The sequence below is a fragment of the Dyella sp. 2RAB6 genome (assembly GCF_052115385.1).
GTDB lineage: Bacteria > Pseudomonadota > Gammaproteobacteria > Xanthomonadales > Rhodanobacteraceae > Dyella_D.
Genome location: NZ_JBFRGP010000001.1, coordinates 689,602 through 706,167, shown reverse-complemented (window position 1 = coordinate 706,167; position 16,566 = coordinate 689,602). Strand labels below are relative to the sequence as shown.

General features: G+C 66.2%; 18 protein-coding genes. All 18 read right to left on the bottom strand.

The window, feature by feature from the left end:
- Nucleotides 1-3 precede the first annotated feature (3 nt).
- A complete protein-coding gene (locus tag AB4083_RS03235; RefSeq protein WP_441606306.1) occupies nt 4-633 on the bottom strand; it encodes a hypothetical protein in 630 nt (209 codons plus the stop codon).
- A 71-nt stretch (nt 634-704) separates the two neighbouring features.
- Nucleotides 705-1,892 (bottom strand): hypothetical protein, encoded by a 1,188-nt coding sequence (locus AB4083_RS03230; RefSeq protein WP_441606305.1) that lies wholly within the window; start codon nt 1,890-1,892, stop codon nt 705-707.
- The gene (locus AB4083_RS03225) at nt 1,889-4,927 is read right to left on the bottom strand and encodes a hypothetical protein (RefSeq protein WP_441606304.1); all 3,039 of its coding nucleotides are present in this window, start codon (nt 4,925-4,927) and stop codon (nt 1,889-1,891) included. The genes AB4083_RS03230 and AB4083_RS03225 overlap by 4 nt, the downstream gene beginning before the upstream one ends.
- Nucleotides 4,928-4,929: 2 nt before the next feature.
- Nucleotides 4,930-5,301, bottom strand: coding sequence for a hypothetical protein (locus AB4083_RS03220; protein ID WP_441606303.1), 372 nt, complete (start codon nt 5,299-5,301; stop codon nt 4,930-4,932).
- Nucleotides 5,302-5,304: 3 nt separating this feature from the next.
- On the bottom strand, nt 5,305-6,198 hold the full coding sequence (locus AB4083_RS03215; RefSeq protein WP_441606302.1) for a hypothetical protein: 894 nt from the start codon (nt 6,196-6,198) through the stop codon (nt 5,305-5,307).
- Nucleotides 6,198-6,488 (bottom strand): hypothetical protein, encoded by a 291-nt coding sequence (locus AB4083_RS03210; RefSeq protein ID WP_441606301.1) that lies wholly within the window; start codon nt 6,486-6,488, stop codon nt 6,198-6,200. Before AB4083_RS03210 ends, AB4083_RS03215 begins: the two co-directional genes overlap by 1 nt.
- Before the next feature lie 7 nt (nt 6,489-6,495).
- Nucleotides 6,496-6,909 carry a hypothetical protein gene (locus AB4083_RS03205; protein WP_441606300.1) on the bottom strand — a complete coding sequence of 138 codons (414 nt, stop codon included), beginning with the start codon at nt 6,907-6,909 and terminating at the stop codon, nt 6,496-6,498.
- Nucleotides 6,910-6,981: 72 nt separating this feature from the next.
- Nucleotides 6,982-7,674 carry a phage adaptor protein gene (locus AB4083_RS03200; RefSeq protein WP_441606299.1) on the bottom strand — a complete coding sequence of 231 codons (693 nt, stop codon included), beginning with the start codon at nt 7,672-7,674 and terminating at the stop codon, nt 6,982-6,984.
- Nucleotides 7,671-8,180 carry a hypothetical protein gene (locus tag AB4083_RS03195; protein ID WP_441606298.1) on the bottom strand — a complete coding sequence of 170 codons (510 nt, stop codon included), beginning with the start codon at nt 8,178-8,180 and terminating at the stop codon, nt 7,671-7,673. The genes AB4083_RS03200 and AB4083_RS03195 overlap by 4 nt, the downstream gene beginning before the upstream one ends.
- Nucleotides 8,181-8,233: 53 nt before the next feature.
- Nucleotides 8,234-8,704: a hypothetical protein gene (locus AB4083_RS03190; RefSeq protein ID WP_441606297.1), complete on the bottom strand. Its 471-nt coding sequence runs from the start codon at nt 8,702-8,704 to the stop codon at nt 8,234-8,236.
- 73 nt (nt 8,705-8,777) lie between these two features.
- Nucleotides 8,778-9,887: a N4-gp56 family major capsid protein gene (locus AB4083_RS03185; RefSeq protein WP_441606296.1), complete on the bottom strand. Its 1,110-nt coding sequence runs from the start codon at nt 9,885-9,887 to the stop codon at nt 8,778-8,780.
- A gap of 76 nt (nt 9,888-9,963) precedes the next feature.
- Nucleotides 9,964-10,215 (bottom strand): hypothetical protein, encoded by a 252-nt coding sequence (locus tag AB4083_RS03180; RefSeq protein WP_441606295.1) that lies wholly within the window; start codon nt 10,213-10,215, stop codon nt 9,964-9,966.
- A gap of 8 nt (nt 10,216-10,223) precedes the next feature.
- Nucleotides 10,224-11,243 (bottom strand): hypothetical protein, encoded by a 1,020-nt coding sequence (locus AB4083_RS03175; protein WP_441606294.1) that lies wholly within the window; start codon nt 11,241-11,243, stop codon nt 10,224-10,226.
- 11 nt (nt 11,244-11,254) lie between these two features.
- Nucleotides 11,255-13,486, bottom strand: a complete 2,232-nt coding sequence (locus AB4083_RS03170) for a portal protein (protein WP_441606293.1) — start codon at nt 13,484-13,486, stop codon at nt 11,255-11,257.
- Between the two features lies 1 nt (nt 13,487).
- On the bottom strand, nt 13,488-13,961 hold the full coding sequence (locus AB4083_RS03165; protein ID WP_441606292.1) for a hypothetical protein: 474 nt from the start codon (nt 13,959-13,961) through the stop codon (nt 13,488-13,490).
- Nucleotides 13,958-14,179, bottom strand: coding sequence for a hypothetical protein (locus AB4083_RS03160; protein ID WP_441606291.1), 222 nt, complete (start codon nt 14,177-14,179; stop codon nt 13,958-13,960). Before AB4083_RS03160 ends, AB4083_RS03165 begins: the two co-directional genes overlap by 4 nt.
- Nucleotides 14,176-15,768 (bottom strand): DNA packaging protein, encoded by a 1,593-nt coding sequence (locus AB4083_RS03155; RefSeq protein WP_441606470.1) that lies wholly within the window; start codon nt 15,766-15,768, stop codon nt 14,176-14,178. The genes AB4083_RS03160 and AB4083_RS03155 overlap by 4 nt, the downstream gene beginning before the upstream one ends.
- Complete coding sequence (locus AB4083_RS03150) at nt 15,728-16,564, bottom strand: terminase small subunit (protein ID WP_441606290.1); 837 nt, start codon at nt 16,562-16,564, stop codon at nt 15,728-15,730. Before AB4083_RS03150 ends, AB4083_RS03155 begins: the two co-directional genes overlap by 41 nt.
- Between the last annotated feature and the right edge of the window lie 2 nt (nt 16,565-16,566).

Below are 16,566 nucleotides of genomic sequence, written 5' to 3'. Positions count from 1 at the left end.
CGGTCAGTCCGTCAGGCTGACCTGGTAGCCGAGGTCGAACGTTTCGCCGTTGAAGACCTGGCGCGCGTTCGAGAACAGCGACGCGGAGATGAGGAAACCCGAGGTACCACCGCGCGCGCTGTCGCTGAGCAGGCCGGCGCCGGTGATGCTCACCGACGTGCTGGTCACGATGTTGTAGGTGGCCTTGCTGGCGATGTTCGAAATGACGCCAGCGGCGGGAGCGCCCGGAGTCCACTGCGGCCGGGTTGCGCCGCTGTAGCCCTCGGTGGTGCTCACAATCTCGTTCATCGTGGCGGCGAAGCTGGACGCCGCTAGGTCGTTGTTCACCGGCGCGGTGCCTGCGGTCAGCGCCAGATAGAAGCCGGCGAGCTTCGCGTCGGCGCCGAGCGCGATGCCCAGGATCTTGAGCACGCCCTGGTCGACCACCTTGTTGCGCTCGAAGACGAACTCCGGCTCACGCTCTCGGATGCGGCTGAAATACTGTCCATGCACGCACACGCCACCGTCGAGGATGACGCCTTCCGGGGTGATCGTGTATCGGTCGCCGGCCAGCATGCGGGCGACGTGGACGCGGAGCCGCTCGAGCGAGTCCGCGGTGCGCTTCGGCAGCGCGATGAGCCTGTTGAGCTGCATGATTGCCTTCCTCTCGGAATGGCACTCATGCGCCGTAGGGGGTGGCTGCGCTCATGCGCGGCCGCGATCGCTTAGTGGAGTGTAGCGGTGATGCGTCGGCCGTGCGCGACGATGGCGCCCGCAACGGCCCCTTCGACCGCGAGCCGGTCGGCCTGCGGCTGGATCAGTTGCCCTTCAGCGGAACCCAGCACAAACCCAGTGGGTCCGAGCCACGCCGCGATCATCTGGCCGGCGAGTTGGAAGTTGGCGGGCAGCAGCCCGCCATCGATGACGGCGCGGCACCGCGGAATTGGCGCGTCGCTGGTCTTCTCTTCGCGGCTCCATTCGCCCGGCTTGGTGCCTCGCAAGAACACGACACCCTCGCGCGTGCCGACGAAAACGCCGGCCTGGACGCCGACGATCAAGGTGATGCGGGAGGCGAACTGCACGAACCCGTGCCGCGGCGAGGTCAGGCCATAGTTGAGCGGCTCGCTGAAGATCAGCGTGCGCCCGCGCGCCAGCAGCAGGCGGCCGCGCCAGAGCTGGACGAACTCCCCAGGAGGCATGGGGGCTAGGAATTGCGTGGTTGCGGCGCGGCCGAGCTGATCATTGCCCAGCAGGTAGCTGAGCATACCGGCCGGCACATCGGTGCAGTGGTAGAACACCTCGCCGCCGAGCTCAGTTCGATAGACCCGGAGCCGATCCATGCCGACCGGCCACTGGATGCCCTGCAGCTGGATGCCCTGCCCGTCGGTCAGCACCAGCAGCTGCGCGGTGGAGAGTGCGCCCTCCTGATCGCCGCGGACATAGCTCACCGCCACCGAATAACGGCCGCCGGGCAGGCCGCCGGCTGCGGCGGCAGCCAGTGCCGGCGGCGCGCCGCGCGGGAGCGCCAGCGGCCGAGCAGCGCTGCCGCGAACCTCTACCAGCGACGTGCGATTGCTGACCACCGTCGCCTCGTTGAGCGTGTCGAAGCTGCAGGGATCGTCGCTGTTCAGCGCCGCCACCGGGCGTACCGCCTGCGGCGTGATCGCGTACAGCTGCCCGCCGGCCACGCCGAAGGTGCCGTGATCGCCGCTCCATAGGCTGTGCAGGCCGGGCAGCGCCAGCACCAGCCGCGCGCCGGCGCGCCGATCGATGCCACCGTTGCGATCGATGTCGACGTTCACGGCGTCGCGCAGTGCGATCACACGCCCCCGGTCATCCGCCTTCAGCGATGTGATATCGGACTTGTTGTCGATGCCCAGCGGCCAGGGGCCGAGCGGTTGATCCGGCTTCATGCGATGGTCACCTCATTGCCCATGCTGAGTGCGTCGAAACCCGATACTGCGATCGCCTTGTTGCCGCACCAACGGGCGACGGCGACCGGTGCCGGTACCTGATCGTCCGGCGCGGCGATCGCGCCAGGTGCCACCGGCCTGCCGATGCTGGCCAGGCCGAAGGCACCCGCGATTCCCTCGGGCCCTATAGCGCGCGACAGCAGTGCCCTGCCGACAGCCGCCAGGTCGTCGCCGTGTGGCTTCACCTTGCCGGCCTCCCAGCGCTGCACGTCGCCCACTGCCAAGGCGTCGATGCCGAGCGGATGCACGCGGTTCTGCAGTCGGAGATTGACCAGGCCGAAGGCGAAATCGGAGAACCCCACCGCGCGGGCGCCGGTCCAGGCATTGCCCACTGTCGCGGTACCGAACGACGATGCGTCGAAGCCCGCCATGGCCCCGACGCTGCGCGCCTTGGACACGCGCATGCGGTCGCGGAAGGATCCTGGGGTGTAATCCAGGACATCGGATTCCCAACCTTGCGGCGCCAACACGCGCGTGTAGTGGCTGACCCAGGCCGTTCCGAACGCCGAGTGATCGCTGCCGACGAATGGGAACGGGGCATAGGCGTTGCTCACCCAGTGCGATGTGCGCGGCCAGCTGGGCGGCGCCGGCGGGCTGATGGTGAAGCTGTCCCAGCCGGTGGCCAGCAGCTCGCGGTTGAAGTTCTGTACCTCGGCCGCACCGAACGTTCCCGCATCGATCCCGGTCGGACGCAAGGTCTTGGGCCCGTAATCCGCGATGACGACGGTGGCCAGGCCATACCGCGACATGTCAAAGCCGTAGGCGCCCAGCGCGCCGCCGCCGTTCAAGATCGGGTAGCCGAATTTCTGGAAGCGCGTGCCGGTACCGCGCACGTACTGCGGATTCAGCCCGAGCCGCGGCGAGCCGAATTCGAGATGCTCATCACCCCGGGGCGCCAGCGTGCGGTTGCGGTGCGTGACCACCGGGTCGCCAAACACTGGCCGCTCCGGATGGTTGATGCCGTGCACGCCCTCGTCCATCTGCTGGCCGCGCTCGACCCAGTAGCCCGTCGAATAGGGATAGCCGCGCGGGGCCCAGACGTAGCGCGGGCCTACATCGGGCAGCGTCGTGAGCGGCGACGTCAGCGGATCGTCCGGCGCAGCGATGCCCTTCGGCCGCAGGATCGGCGTGCCGTTGAACGAGGGCACGCCGAACTGGGTACCGCTGTCGTTGTAGGGTGGCGTGATACCTCGCGGCAAGATCCCATTCGATACCACCGTGGGTTGCCCGAAGAAGCCCATGCCGTCGCCTTCCGGGTACAGGACGTTCGTCCACACCTTCGGCAAGGATCCCCCGCTGGCGTCCCAACCCGCGGCAACGATCGTCTGCGGCGGAGGCGGGTCCGGCGTGACTTTGCGGACTTCGTGGCGATTGGTGATCGCGAGGCTGTTGATGCCGCCAGGCTGGACCGATTGCCGCCGGTCCTTCACCACATGCGCGCCGAAGATCTGCGAGTCCCAGCCATCAAAGGCGTACCGCTCGAACTGGTTGTGAAGTGCAGCGCCGCCCCACTCAGTAGCAGTCCAGCCGTAAGCGTGCAGCTCCGGCGTCTTGTTGCGCACCTGTGCGTCGCCGAACGCATTCGCCGGCGGGAGCACCGACTTCGGGCCGATGATCGTGAAATGGATCTCGAGCGTGGGCACGCCCGCCCCGGTGGGCTCGATACCCTTCGGCGCCACAGGGCGCTGCAGCAGCTGGACCGTGGAGTTTCCGAACGGCGGAGGCCCCGGGAGGCTGTACGGCGCGATCGTGCGCACGGCGAAGTCCACCATCGCAGTTCCCATCGCCACCAGGTCGTCGCCCAAGGCTCTAACGGTCTGCTGGTTGCTCCAGACGCGCTCCGGCTGGCCGACCGCGCCCGGGGCGATCGCTGCTGGTGCGAGTGCGCGGGCGGCGTTGTAGATGATGTTCCCGAGCGGGCTGCCCCATGCCGACGTATCAGCACCGGTCGCGGCCAGCGTTCGAATCGCCGGCGCCACAAGCGTGCTGCCCCAGAGAGTGAACTCGACGAACGGCGCGCCGGTGATGATGCGAGCGTTGTTGAAGACCGTTGCCGTTCCGAGCCGCCCGGGCGGAACGCCCTCAGCTCGAATGACCTTGTTCCGGTTCTCAACGTAGTTGAAGTCGCCGAACGCACCGCCGTCGTCGGGCCCAACCTCGAACAGCTGCTGCACGTACTGCCTGAGGTTGTAGACCTCGGCCCGGCCGAAGCGCTCCGTCTCCGTTGCGCCGCCGTCCAGCCAACCCGGCGGCGCGATGTACTGCGTATGCAGGTCGACGCGGTGGTCTCCCCACGCCGGGCCCGCAATGCCGCGTCCAGAAAGGTCGACCAGGAACCGCTGGCGATACACCTCCGCCTGGCCGAACTGCTCACCGCCGAAACCACCAGGCAGCACCTCGTGGTTGAAGTCCACCAGCGGGCGACCGTATAGCGTCGCGACGAACCAGGCAGGGAAAAGCTCGCGGATCCGAAACCACGCTGTCGGCGCCGGCATCGCCAACGAATCGATGCCGCGGCCTGCCAGGTCGACCCAGCGCACGCCGCCGGCGAACAGCGCGTTGCCGAAGTTGGACTGGTCGCCCAAGCCAGCGTAGACGCGCCGCGTCCCCAGGCTGACCCATGCAGTGCCGAAGCCACCGAATGTGTCGCGCCCAACGGCCCGCACTTCCTGGGTGAGGTTGTAGAGGGTGGCGGTGCCGAATCCGCCCGGGGCAATGCCCTGCGCCAGCAGTGACTTCGTAACCAGCAGGTTTCCGCTAACCGCGCCGCTATCCCACCCCAGCGCGAAGAGCTGCGCGGTGTTGTTGCGGACCTCGGCTTGGCCGAACAGCGCCATGTCCGCACCCACGGCGAAGACCGTACCGGGCGCGCCGCCAAACCGTAGCGCCACCTGATTACCCGCTGGCGGCGTGTAGGAGGTGGTTCCGCTGAACGGCAGCGCGACCTGGTTGCCTGGTGGGATGCTGTAGGGCATGGCTAGGCGTGCGGCGTCACGCGCGCAGCGATGATGTCGTTCTCGTGCTCGTCCTGGCCGCGTGCACGCACATCGTAGAGGCGCGTGGTGTCGAGGTTGCCCACATGGTAGGTGCCATCGGAGGCGGAAACCACCGTCGCCACCTTGATGTTGGTCAGGCGGTCGAACACGTCCACTACGCGGATCGCCGGCGCACCATTGAAGGTCACCAAGCCGTCCGGCGCCTCGCCGGCAATGTAGCCGGTGCCGCGCGGCGGCAGCTTCTGGTAGCGCTCATTCAGGCAGTACGTGCCAAACGCCAGCCGCATAGTGTTGCCGGTGGCGGCCAGCACCGGAAAGTTGTTCTGCTTGATGGTGGCAAGGATGTCGGCCACTGCTCACTCCCAGAGCATGCACACATAGTCATAGCCGGAGTAACCCAGCTCGCCCGGCGGCAGGACGATGTACGTCCGCTGGGTGGTCCCCACCGGCGCGCACTGGAAAGTCGTTCCGCCCGCCAGGGAGTAGCCTGGGTGCGCGCTCACGGTGAAGAGCAGGTTGTGGGTGTCCGGGAGGCAAATCCGGTGCACGTACATCTGGTACGCCGCCGGAGAACCGATCGCGGCGGTGGGTGCACCCGGAGGGAAGTTGGTATAGGCCGGCACGCCGCCAGTGGTCCCTCCGCTGTCCGAAACGGCGCCCGTAGCGTAGTTGTAGCCCAGCATGCGCGGTGCGTAATTGGCCTGGTCCGAGCGGTTGAGAAAAAAGGTGATGCCATCGGCCGTCGGCGCGCCGCTGTCGTCCACCGTGCGTTGCAGAATGAAGGCTGAAAAGCCGTAACTGTTCAGGCCGTCATACTTGAAAAGGAAGCCCACGAATCCATCGACAGCGCAGTAGTACGACGCGCGACTCGAGGTGCTGCTCAGCGTGCTGCCGGTCGCACCGTTGTTGGCGGTTAGGAACTGACTGGTAATCGTGCCCGAGCCGTTGGAGCCTTTGCCGATGGTGTAGCGGAGCATGGGGCGGTCGCTGCCGGCACCGGCCGTGCCGAATTCGATTTTTACGTAGACAGGAGCCGTCGCGTTCAACGAGTCGTTGAGGTAACGGATTTCGTACCCGGCGAAGTTGCCCGCGGAGGCACGCGTTACCGTGGTCCAGTTGATCTGCCCACTGTCGGCCGACTTCGGGAAGAGGCCGAGCGAGTCAAGGGCGGCGGAAAGCTCCGAGCCCCACGTGCGAAATTCTGCATCCGTGGTATGTGAAAGCGGGCTGCTGCTGGAACTCTTCGCCATCACCGCCTCCCGAGTGGATCTTCGCCGCGCCAGTGTCCCTTCCTTTCCCACCAGGCAACGTACTCCCGCAGGAACTCCTCGCCCTTTGCTCCGTAGGCGGCGCGGCCGCGCTCCATCGCGTATTGCGCAGAGTTGATGGCCTGCAGATTGGGCTCGAGCTCTTCGACGAATGCCTGAAACGGCGGATATGCGGCGAGCGCCGGCCAATTCGGCGAAGGCGTTGCGCTCAGGGCCTCAAAACCCTGCACGCCGACGGATTGCGTCGGCGGCTTGGCGGTGTCGTCGGTCATAGGCTCCTCAGAGCTTGAAGATCTTGTTGGCGCCGTTGTCCCACGTGACGATGATGTCGCCGCCGTTGGGGGTAATCGGCAGGCCGGTGGCGGTGTCGATGTAGGCGACCAGCGGGCTGGTGCCCTCCGTGCCGGTGTCCTTGTAGATCACCAGCGCCTCGATGCTGGCACCGGTGACGCTGCTGAATGTGATGTCCGCGGCGTCGGCCGCGCCACCCGTCGTGGTCTTGCTGGTCAGCGCGACGCCGCTGGTGGTACCGACGCGCGCGCTGGTCGGAATGTCTGACAGGAACTCGTGGGTCGAGAAGTTCGGCGTGTAGGCGCCGGTGTCGACCAGCAGGACCTTGAAGCTATCGGTCAGCCAGTTGGTCTGCGCTTCCAGGAAGCGCTGGCGGCCTTTGTCGTAGAGGGTGTTGGCCATGGAATGTCGCTCCGGCAGGGGCGGCACTCATGCGCCGAAAGGGATCCGCCACGCTCTTGCGTGGGCGTGGCGTTAGAACATGTGCGTGCGGCGACGGCGCGGCGGGCTGTCCGCCCAGCGCGCCATTTCGTGAAAGCTGGGGCGCGCGCCGAAGCGCGCCTCGAAGTAACCGAGGTGGCGATCGGCCGACGCTGGGTCGTAGGTGTCGGCGTCCTTGATGAGGTACGCCTCGTGTGCCACCCAGTGCTTCAGCTCTTCCGGATCCGGAAGCATGACCACTGGCTCGTCTTCATCCAGCTTCATGAACTCGGTGGCGACGGGAATACGCCAGGCGCGGAGCAGGACAGTGACCGTCATCCCAGCCGGCGGGATGGGCCAGAGCTGCACACCTTTCTGCTCCAGGTCCATCACCATGTAGTAGGGACGGCCTGTCTCGATGCGCCCGGCATCCCAGCCGGGTTCGCGGTCGTCCATGTCGTGGCTGGACACCGCCCAGAGCGGGTGATCGCCATCCGACAGCGATGCACCTCGGACAGCGATGATGGTGGTGTCAAGCAGGAACCTGCCCTGTGCGCTGGGATCGACCGTGATCTGGCAGAGCGACGGCGAGCTGCGCTGATCCGCGCGGAGCATGCGCGCGCGAAAGCACACCTCGCGCACAGCGTTGTTGAGGAAGCGGGTCAGCGTGTCGTCCGACCAGAGGTAGGGCGACACCTGGTCGTCCAGCATCTGCCTGCACGCGTCGCGCAGCCCCTTGAGGTTCACGGCTTGTCGCTCAGCAGGCCGGCGGCCCGCAGGCCATCGACGGTCTTCTCCAGCAGCTCGAGCACGGACTTGCGCGGCGATTCCTTCGCCTTTTCGATGGCCAGGGCGGCGAGCACGACGGGCGCCCCGCTGACCGAGCCGATGGCGGTGCCGATCGTGGTCATGGAGCCGGCAACCAGCGCGCCGGCCTCGTCGAGCACTGCCTGGTCAAACTGGGTCAGCAGCGGATTGGACGTGCTGTCCGCCGCCGGCGCGGGCGGGCTGGGCGGAGCGGCCGGCGCCGGCGGTGCGATCCGCGTCAGCGGGGGCACCTGCAGGTCGTCGTCGAAGTGGTAGAAGCTGCCATTACGCATGAACAGCGCGCCGTGGTCGGGATTGGCGACGTCGGCGACGAAATGGATTTCGCCATTGCGGTCCTGCGTGGGCGCGAACTTGTACGTCGTGCCATGGACGACATGCGTGCGCGGTTTGCCGTCGCGCGGGTGGATCTTGGAAGCGATCTTCATGGTGCCTCGCAATAATGGGAGAAGGCCGGCGAACCGGCCTTCTCGTGGTGGAATCAGAGCGCGGAAATCGAGGCGTCCGTCTCGGAGCGCCAGGCGCGCATCGCCACGTCGAGAACGATGCGGCCGGTCGCCACCTGAGTGGCATTCGCCGCGGTCACCGTGATGTAGATCGCCGTGTCTTCTTCCGGGTCCCCCACCACGTCCAGGCCGGTCAGTGCGGCCTTCTTCACCTGGCCCGCGTTGATGGCCGCACCGAAGAGATTCGGCGTGGCATCGGTCCCGAGGTTGTAGGTGCCCGTGGCCGCCGCGTTGGTGTCGATCTTCGGGATATTGACCACCGACAAGTACGGCAACATGACGTGGCCGGCGGGGATGATGCCAACCTGCACCTGGTCGCCGACCTGCAGGGCATGCGGGAACGAGACCGGATCGGCGAGCTGCGTCACCTGGCGGTCGATGTAGACGGCACCGGAAGCCTCGGCGGTGATGCCGGCCACCATCTTGGGGTTGTTGTACTGGGTCATTGCGGTGTCCTCGAGAATGGAGACGAAGCGGGCGAAGCCCGGGGCGCCCTTGGGCGCCCCGGCGCTAGATCCGTTAGTTCGGATCCTTGGCGTAGGTATCGAGCGACAGCACGCCGAAGTCGCGGTTGTTGAAGCGGCACTTCTTCACGCCGAGGATGGTGCTGGAGCTGATCACCACCTGGTTGCCGCGGTCCTCGGTCTCCTCGTGCCAGTCGTAGCGCAGGCCGCTGCCGGGCGAGCCGTAGGCATTCACGAGGGCCTGCGACCCCAGGAACAGCGCACGCGCGGAGGGCTGCAGCTGGTCGACGCCCGCATTGGCGAAACGGATGGCCGACTGGTGGCTGTGCAGGATGGCGCCGCGGTACATACCCAGGGTGCCCATGAAGATCGGGTTGCCCTGGCCTTGCGCGGCAGCGGCGGCCTTCTGGATGTCGGCCCAGGTCATGGTGCCGGCGGCCTTGGTACGCAGGTCGTGCTCCTGGAAGGAGTGCATCACGATCACGAACCGATTCTCGCCGTTGATGCGGATCGGGTTGATCTTCACCTTGCCGTTCGAGCCACCGCCCATCGTGTTCGCCTTCGTGACGGCGCGATCGATCAGCTCGAGGGTGAAGGTGTCGTTGTTGCTGATGGTGTTGAAGCTGGTGGCGTCGCCACCGAACAGGATGTGATCGCTGTCCGGCGCCAGGAGGTCATTGCCGGCGAAGCCGTTGTAGTCGGCATCCTCGATGAAATCGTCGTTGATGCCGCGGGCGCCCGACGCGTAGATGAACTGGATCTCGTCGCCCCAGCGCGCCCACCATTCGGTCATCTTCTTGCGCGCGATCATGCGCAGGTCGTGCAGCGTGCGCTTGCGCGTCATGCGGCCGCCGGCATTCACGCCGCAACGCACCTGGTCGATCTGGATCTTGTCCGAGTAGTTCTTGAGCTTCTCTTCCTTGCCGCGCAGCGTGTCGTCGCCGTAGGTCGGCTTCTGGGTGAGCTGGGCGAACAAGTCGTAGGTGATGGTGTCGCCGGCGTCGTTCTCGAGCTCGGTCAGCACCTGGATCGGCACCGGGGCATCCTGGCTCTTGGACATGAAGCGCGAGCCCCAGTAGGACTCCTTGGCCACGTCGGTGAACATGGTGGCCGACCAACGCTTCACGGCGATGGGGTTGTTCAAGCCAATGACGGTCTGAGACATGAGTGCATTCCTCTGAGGGATGAAAGGCACTCATGCGCCGGGTAACTTGGCCACGCTCTTGCGTGGTTGATTTGGCTCAGCCCTGCGAGGGCATCCGCCTCTGCGACGACGGCAGCGGCATCTCGCCGCGGCCTTTGGCCGACTCCTGCTGATACGGCGCCTGCCTGGCGCTATCCGGCACCGGATCACCGGCCGCGACACGTTGGACGTCCTGCGTGCTTTCGATCCGCACGCGGGTTCGCCGCCCGCTCTTGCGCTCGAACACCACCTTGGTGCCGGCGCCGATCAGAAGCGTATCGCCTTGATCGAAGTCTAGGAATACGGCCATCTAACCGGTCACTCCTTGTCGGCCGAGTCACGCAGAGTCGAGTTGGCGCCGGGCGCGTCGCGCAGATACGCATCTCGCTGGGCAGCCGACATGCGGGCCAGGTGATCTTCCAGGTCGCTGATGTCCTTGCTGTCGAGCTCGGCGAAGGCACTGCCGTTATTCGATTCGATGGGCGCGGCCGCCGGCGCGCTGGCCAGCGTCGCGGGCGCCGGCGCCGGTGCGCGCGCCGCGGTGGCGGCGGCGATGGCTTCCTCGGCGGTCGGCTTGGGCTGGCCCTGGCCCGGGCGCTTGTAGTTGAAGGCTTCGAAGGCCTGTGTCTCGGCCCGTGCGAGCAGGTCCGTCGGCGCCAGCGTATAACCCGTCTCCTGGTCGATCAGCGCGATCGCCTTCTGCATGGCGTCACGGCGCAAGGGGTTGGCCAGGAAGTCCGCGTTGTCCTTCTCCCAGGTCGACGCGGCACGGTTGAATTCGGCCACCGCGGACGCGGTCTGGTTCTTCACCGTCTCGTCGTGGATCGTGACACGGGCTTTGAATGCCGCCTCGTCGCCGGTCAGTTCGCGGAATTGGCGGTTGTACGCCGCGGTATCGATGTCCCCGTCGTCGTATTGCTTCTGCAGCTTCTCGAATTCCGCGTCGAAGTCCTTCGGCGGCACAGGACGCTCCGGCAACGGAGGCGGCGCAGCCGGTGCGGGCGCCGACGCCGCCGGCGGGGGAGCTTCCGCGGGCGGCGTGGCTGCGGCTGGAGCATCGGCAGAGGCCGGCGCAGCGGCGGCCGGCGCGGGCGCGGGCGCCGGAGCATCCGCGGGAGCGGGAGCCGGTGCAGCCGCTGCCGCTGCGGCAGCGGCCGGAACTGCGGCGGGCAGCGCGCCGGCAGCCCCGGCATCGGCACCAGCCGCCGGCGCAGCGTCGGGGTCCACCTGCGGGTTTTCGCCGATGGTAAGGAGCTGTGCGGCCAGGTGCGCTTCACGATCGGTGGGGGTGCCACCGTCGATCTCGTGTGCCGGCTGCGGGTTCTTGTCGTCGGACATGCGTTGCCTCGTTATCGCGAGAGTGGGACGTAGTTATCGGGGTACTGCGGGAGCGCCGCCGCCGGGTCCCAGATGCGATCAGCAGCTGGTGCGACATTCGGTGCGGCGTGCACCATGCCGGCGGTCTCCATGGCATCGCCCTTCCCCTGCACGGCGGCGCGCTGGGCGTTCGTCGAGTCGAGCTGGGCCTTTGCCGTCGTGGCCGTGGTCTTGGCCTGCGTGAGGCCGATGTCGGCCTCGGCCTTCCTGTTGGCCAGGTCCTGTTGCTGCTGCTGGGCGTCCGCCTTGGCCTGCTGCGCCTCCTGCGCTTCGGGCGAATCCTCCTGGCCTGGCGCGGTTTGGCCGGTGATCTGACGGATCCGGTTGACCATCGCCTGCTTGTTCGGCAGGTCGGTCAGGTCGACCGCCATGTCGAGCAGCGCCATGGCGATGTCCGGAGGCAGGCGGCCGATCAGTTCGAACAGCGACTCGGCCATCGCCATGCGGACCGTTTCGCGATAGTCCGTCTCGTCGACGACGAAGTCGGCTTCGCTGGCGGTGATGTCGTTGTCCCATGTCACTCCGCCCGTCAGCGGGTCGAACACCGGCTCGTTGATCTTCACCCACTTCGCTGCACCGTCCGGGCCGGCGATGCGGATGATCTTCGGCAGGCTGAGGAACTGCTCGCAGTTGCTGAGCGTCTTCTGGCCGCTCTCCTGAATCGCTTGGCGGAAGTTGTCGAACGGCTCCGCGGTGGTCACGCTGCCCTGCTGCTGCTTGGCCAGGATGGCGCGGCCGGACTGGTCGCCCGTGCTCTGCCCGGTGTTTTCCCGGGTGACACCGCTGGCCTCGAAGACGTTGTTTCGCGACTCCTCGAGCATCTGGATCTGCCCGTTGATCGCGTCGGTCGCGCGGTCGATCCGGAACTTGTTGTTGCCCAGCGCGCCAGACTTGAGGCGAATCTCGCCATCGGGTCGCTTCGCCTCTTCCAAGTTCCGGTTCTCGTCGGCCTCGTCCATCGCGTCGGTCTCGTAGATCACGCGGTTGGTGCTGAGGTCGAACAGGATTTTGCTCCGGCGTTTGTTGTACTCGTCCTGGCTGTCGCGCGCAGGGCGGATCAGGCCGTACGGCATGCCGTCGCGGTGACGGCGGAAGCACCACGCAGGTGTGAAGGGGAACTTCCGGTGCTTGTACGGGCTGCGCTGGTGCTTCAGGAGCAGACCTGGCGTCCAGATCGCGAACCACATCTCCTCGCTGACGCTGTCGACCAGCGAAACAGCGCCCGAGTCCTTCGCCCGCACATGGATGGGATTCTGCGAGTCGAAGACCTTGTTGCGCAGGCCCAAGGCCGCTTCGTCGGTCGAATCACCCAGCATGATCTGGCTGTTGACCGCGCGGCGGTACCACGTTTCGATCGCCAGCACGCGGCGCCTGGCGCGTCGCGAAATAGAGCTCGACCCGAACAGCCCGAACGCGGACGCTCCCATGTGCTGAGTCGACAGCGGGCTCGAGTAGAACATCTGCGGCAGGCTGGCTTCGAGCTCGAGCGATTCGAGCATGGGGTCGAGCGTGTCTACTGCCTTCGCGCTCAATTCCATGGCCCGGTCCGGGCACATGGCGATGGCGTAGTCGAGGTCCAGCCACTTCGCGCGCTTCAGGTACCGACAATCGCGCAGGACGTTGCTGCGGCTGTACGGATCCCACCAGATGCCCTTCCAGTCCTGATGCCGAACGGTCACAGGCTCCTCGAACTGGTCGTTGTTGTAGCACTCTTCCGTCCAGCCCACGCCCACCTTGATCTGGTCGGCGAACTGCCGGCTGCGCTCCCAGCCGGCGCCATTCACGTCGCTTATGAACTTCAGCACGTCGCGCTTTACGCCCGCGACCTCGACGTCGGAGTCCTTGCGCGGGAGCACGTTCCAGTCGATGCGCGTGCGGCGTTCCGTGCCGATGACCCAGTCGCACATCTGCTTGACCAGGGGGAAGGTCAGCGGCGCTTGGCCACGCTCCATGAGAATGGCCGCCTCGTCGAGCCGCCACTGGTCGCAGTCGTAGTAGTCCGCATCGATCATCTGCTCGCGGCGATTGGTGGCATGCGCGTCGCGCGCCTCGTACCACCACTCTTCGAAGCGGCGCAGCTCGCGCAGCGCGGCCTCCGTCGCCAGCGGATGCGGCGCCGCGTCCGACGGCGCGTCGCCCTGCCCGATGTTCGCCGCGAAGGTATCGCCGGCGTTGCTGCTGGAGACGTTCTCGATGCCGATCATGTCAGCCCACCACGCGCTTTCCGTTCACGTCGACGAAGAAATCCACGCCTTCGTCGGCGCAGCTCTCCAGGAAGCGATCCAGCGACCGATCACTGAGCGACGGGTCGGGGGGCGACTTACGCAGGTCCCCGAGGTAGTCGACGATGGCATCGAGCACGCGGTACTGGTCATCCTTTGTCACGAAGCCGTAGATCTGCTTCGCCAGGATCGGCACCAGCACATGAAGCGCGTCGGCCTCCGTGAACTTCCAAAGCTCGGAGAGCGGTATGTAGACGGCGTTGTCCTGCAGCCGTCGGCTGAAGATCTTCAGCGCGGCCTGGCGCCCATGACCGGTGTTGAAGTCGCCGAAGTGAAGCTCGACCAGCAGGTCACCCTTCTTGCCTACAAAGCTGTGCCGCGTGGTGATCCGCTCGGCATCCTGCCGATGGTCCAGCCCGTGCTTCAGCACCAGCCCGTCAGGCGTGCGAAAGCTCATACGAACACCCCGGCTTGCTCCATCTGCTTCGCCATGGCGTTGCGGTCGACCATGCCCTGCACGATCGGACTGTGCCAGCCATACAGCGCAGTCCGGATGTGGATGGCCAGTACGCTGAACTTCGGCATCGGCGGCAGGTACCCGTCAAAGGGCATGCGGCGGATGTTCATATCCACCGGCGGCGCGATGACGTCGGTGGTGTGGGTGAAGTCGTTCAATTCGTCCTCCAACTGCCCTTGCGCTCGCGGCGCCGGCGGTCACGGGTGTCGGCGTCGTTGACGCCGTTGAGGGGGAAGCCCTGGGCGAACTGCATGAAGGCGTCGGCCGTGTTGCTCGCCCAGTCGTGCAGCGGGTAGTCGTGCCAAACGCTCAGCTTCTCGTTCCAGGCCTTGCGGTAACTCATGAGGCCAGGCAGGCCGCCATGGCCCGAACCCGGTGGGTTTTCGCCGCAGCGCGTGCGATCGAATCGACAGCGCGCCAGGGACTGACGGGCCATGTCGATGGCGTCCTGCTTGTTGTCGATGCGCTCGACCAGTTCGACCTTTCCCGGCAGCAGCTTCTGCAGCACCTGCAGGCGCGTCAGGTTGCCGGTGCCAGACCAGTCGGTGTTCACGCCGTCATGTGGCAGGTAGTGCCTGCCGTAGGCGTAGCCGCGGTCTCGCAGCACCTTCGCGTAGTGGTCCGCCTGCTCGCCGCTGTTGCTGTAGTAGTCGACGAAGTGGTGCCACGGACCGATCTGCTGGTGGAACCAGATGTCGGTCGTGTCCGACATGCCGATATCCCAAAAGGTGTTCACCGGCACGCCGGGAATGATCGGCAGGTCCAGCACGCGGCCTTCGCGCAAGGCCTTGCCCATCTCCTTAGCGAAGTACGCACCCTCGATCGCCTGCTCGAACGCTTCCTCCGGTGTTGAGGGATGCTCCTGCTTCATCTTGTCGCCCTGCTCTTCCGACTTCTTGGCGTACCAGGCGCGCTTCCTTGCGCAGAGCACTACCTTGTGCTCGTCCTCTAACCGTTGGAAGTACTCCACCAGGTCCGGCGCGATTGGCACGCCGTCTGCGTCCAGCTCGTTGATCGGATCCTGGTACCAGGCGAAGAAGTGGAACTTGTAGTCGAGCTTGCTGAGCTTGGCCGTACCGGCCGCGACCATCTTGTCGAGCTCCATCGCCCGCTTGCACATGCGGTAGTAATCACCGATGCGCCCGTGCGCCGTGCTCTCGATCGTCACGATGGCGTCCGGCGCCACAGTGTTCAGGGCGCCGCTCTTCACCTCCGAAGCGCGCAGCGGGAAGAACGCGCACATCGGGCCGTACTCGGACACGTGCAGGAACTGCAGCGTGCCGGAGCGATGGGACAGCGAAACGAAGATCTTCGAACCGTTCGAAAGCTCCAGTTCGCCCGTCATGTCGCGCCGGACGATCCGCCTCGAGGCCTTCAGCCACTCCGGCAACCTGTCGTAGGCGTACAGGATCTTGCCGACGAACACCTTCTCGGCGTCATCCTGCTTATGCATGACCAAGCCGCAGGTGGTGTTGCTGCGGAACAGTGCGGTGTCCAGTGCCAGGACCGCGGCCAGCGTCGTGATGCCGTGCTGACGGCTCTTCAGCACCATGTTTCGGTTGTGGAAGCCCTGCAGGAATAGCACCTGCACCGAATTGGGCTTGAACAGCACCACGTCGCCGTTCTTATCGACGATGTAGTAGAGGTGTGTGAGACGCCACCAGCGATCGCTCAACAGCTCCTTGAGCCGCTCCCTATCCCCCGGATCAATCTCGGCGGTCATGGGCCGGCAGCCCCGTGCCAGCACCGTCAATGTCGGCGAGGATGTCCTGCACGGTCTGATGCGCGTGCTTCAGCGGTCCGCCGTTCTTGCCAGTGACCTCGACCTTGTCCTTGAAGATGCCGTGATGCCGGCCCACGTCGCGGAGCGCGCCAAGCTGGTCATGCGTCTTGATTTCCAGGCCATGCTGGGTGGTCTTCACGCCGGCGTAAAGCAGGCGGGCCGCCGGCGGAAGGTCGCGCGTGTCCTTCGGCACTACGCGCTCAACCCCATCGCCGAAGCACTCTGGGCACGCCGGATTTGGGTCTCGCCTAGGATCGAAGCCGATCCCGCCAGTCTCGTCCGGCGCACGCAGCAGCTTCAGCTGCTGCTCGTTGGCGACCGCCACCTCGCGCTGGTAGTCCAGCTTGGCCGTGCGGAGTTCCTGCGGTGTCCACTGGTAGAAATGTTCCTTGCCCCAGCAGTACCTGCAGCAGCTGCGGTGCAGTTCGATCAGGTCGCGTGCGTCAGCGGTGGCGATGCCCCAGAGCCGCGACACCACCTGGTCGGCCTCAACCTGGGTGCGTGCCGCACGCTCGTCCATCGCCTTCTGGACCTTCTCCTGCACCCTGGGCTCGGCCAGCAGGTCGCTGGCCGTCTGGCGCGCGGACTGGGGGCTGTACCCAGCGCGCATCGCCGCCTGACGCCCGTTCAAGTCCTTCATGTATTCCAGGACGAACAGGTCCTCGCGGGACGGCTTTCGGGCCTGCTGGGGCTTGCGCGCGGCTGTCTTCTTCGCCCTGGCCGGCTTCTTCGCCGGCTTGGTAGTGGTCCTCTTCGCCATGT

Coding starts and splice junctions, on each gene's coding strand:
- AB4083_RS03235 (WP_441606306.1), bottom strand. CDS start 633: ATGCAGCTCAACAGGCTCATCGCGCTGCCGAAGCGCACCGCGGACTCG.
- AB4083_RS03230 (WP_441606305.1), bottom strand. CDS start 1,892: ATGAAGCCGGATCAACCGCTCGGCCCCTGGCCGCTGGGCATCGACAAC.
- AB4083_RS03225 (WP_441606304.1), bottom strand. CDS start 4,927: ATGCCCTACAGCATCCCACCAGGCAACCAGGTCGCGCTGCCGTTCAGC.
- AB4083_RS03215 (WP_441606302.1), bottom strand. CDS start 6,198: ATGGCGAAGAGTTCCAGCAGCAGCCCGCTTTCACATACCACGGATGCA.
- AB4083_RS03210 (WP_441606301.1), bottom strand. CDS start 6,488: ATGACCGACGACACCGCCAAGCCGCCGACGCAATCCGTCGGCGTGCAG.
- AB4083_RS03205 (WP_441606300.1), bottom strand. CDS start 6,909: ATGGCCAACACCCTCTACGACAAAGGCCGCCAGCGCTTCCTGGAAGCG.
- AB4083_RS03195 (WP_441606298.1), bottom strand. CDS start 8,180: ATGAAGATCGCTTCCAAGATCCACCCGCGCGACGGCAAACCGCGCACG.
- AB4083_RS03190 (WP_441606297.1), bottom strand. CDS start 8,704: ATGACCCAGTACAACAACCCCAAGATGGTGGCCGGCATCACCGCCGAG.
- AB4083_RS03185 (WP_441606296.1), bottom strand. CDS start 9,887: ATGTCTCAGACCGTCATTGGCTTGAACAACCCCATCGCCGTGAAGCGT.
- AB4083_RS03180 (WP_441606295.1), bottom strand. CDS start 10,215: ATGGCCGTATTCCTAGACTTCGATCAAGGCGATACGCTTCTGATCGGC.
- AB4083_RS03175 (WP_441606294.1), bottom strand. CDS start 11,243: ATGTCCGACGACAAGAACCCGCAGCCGGCACACGAGATCGACGGTGGC.
- AB4083_RS03170 (WP_441606293.1), bottom strand. CDS start 13,486: ATGATCGGCATCGAGAACGTCTCCAGCAGCAACGCCGGCGATACCTTC.
- AB4083_RS03165 (WP_441606292.1), bottom strand. CDS start 13,961: ATGAGCTTTCGCACGCCTGACGGGCTGGTGCTGAAGCACGGGCTGGAC.
- AB4083_RS03150 (WP_441606290.1), bottom strand. CDS start 16,564: ATGGCGAAGAGGACCACTACCAAGCCGGCGAAGAAGCCGGCCAGGGCG.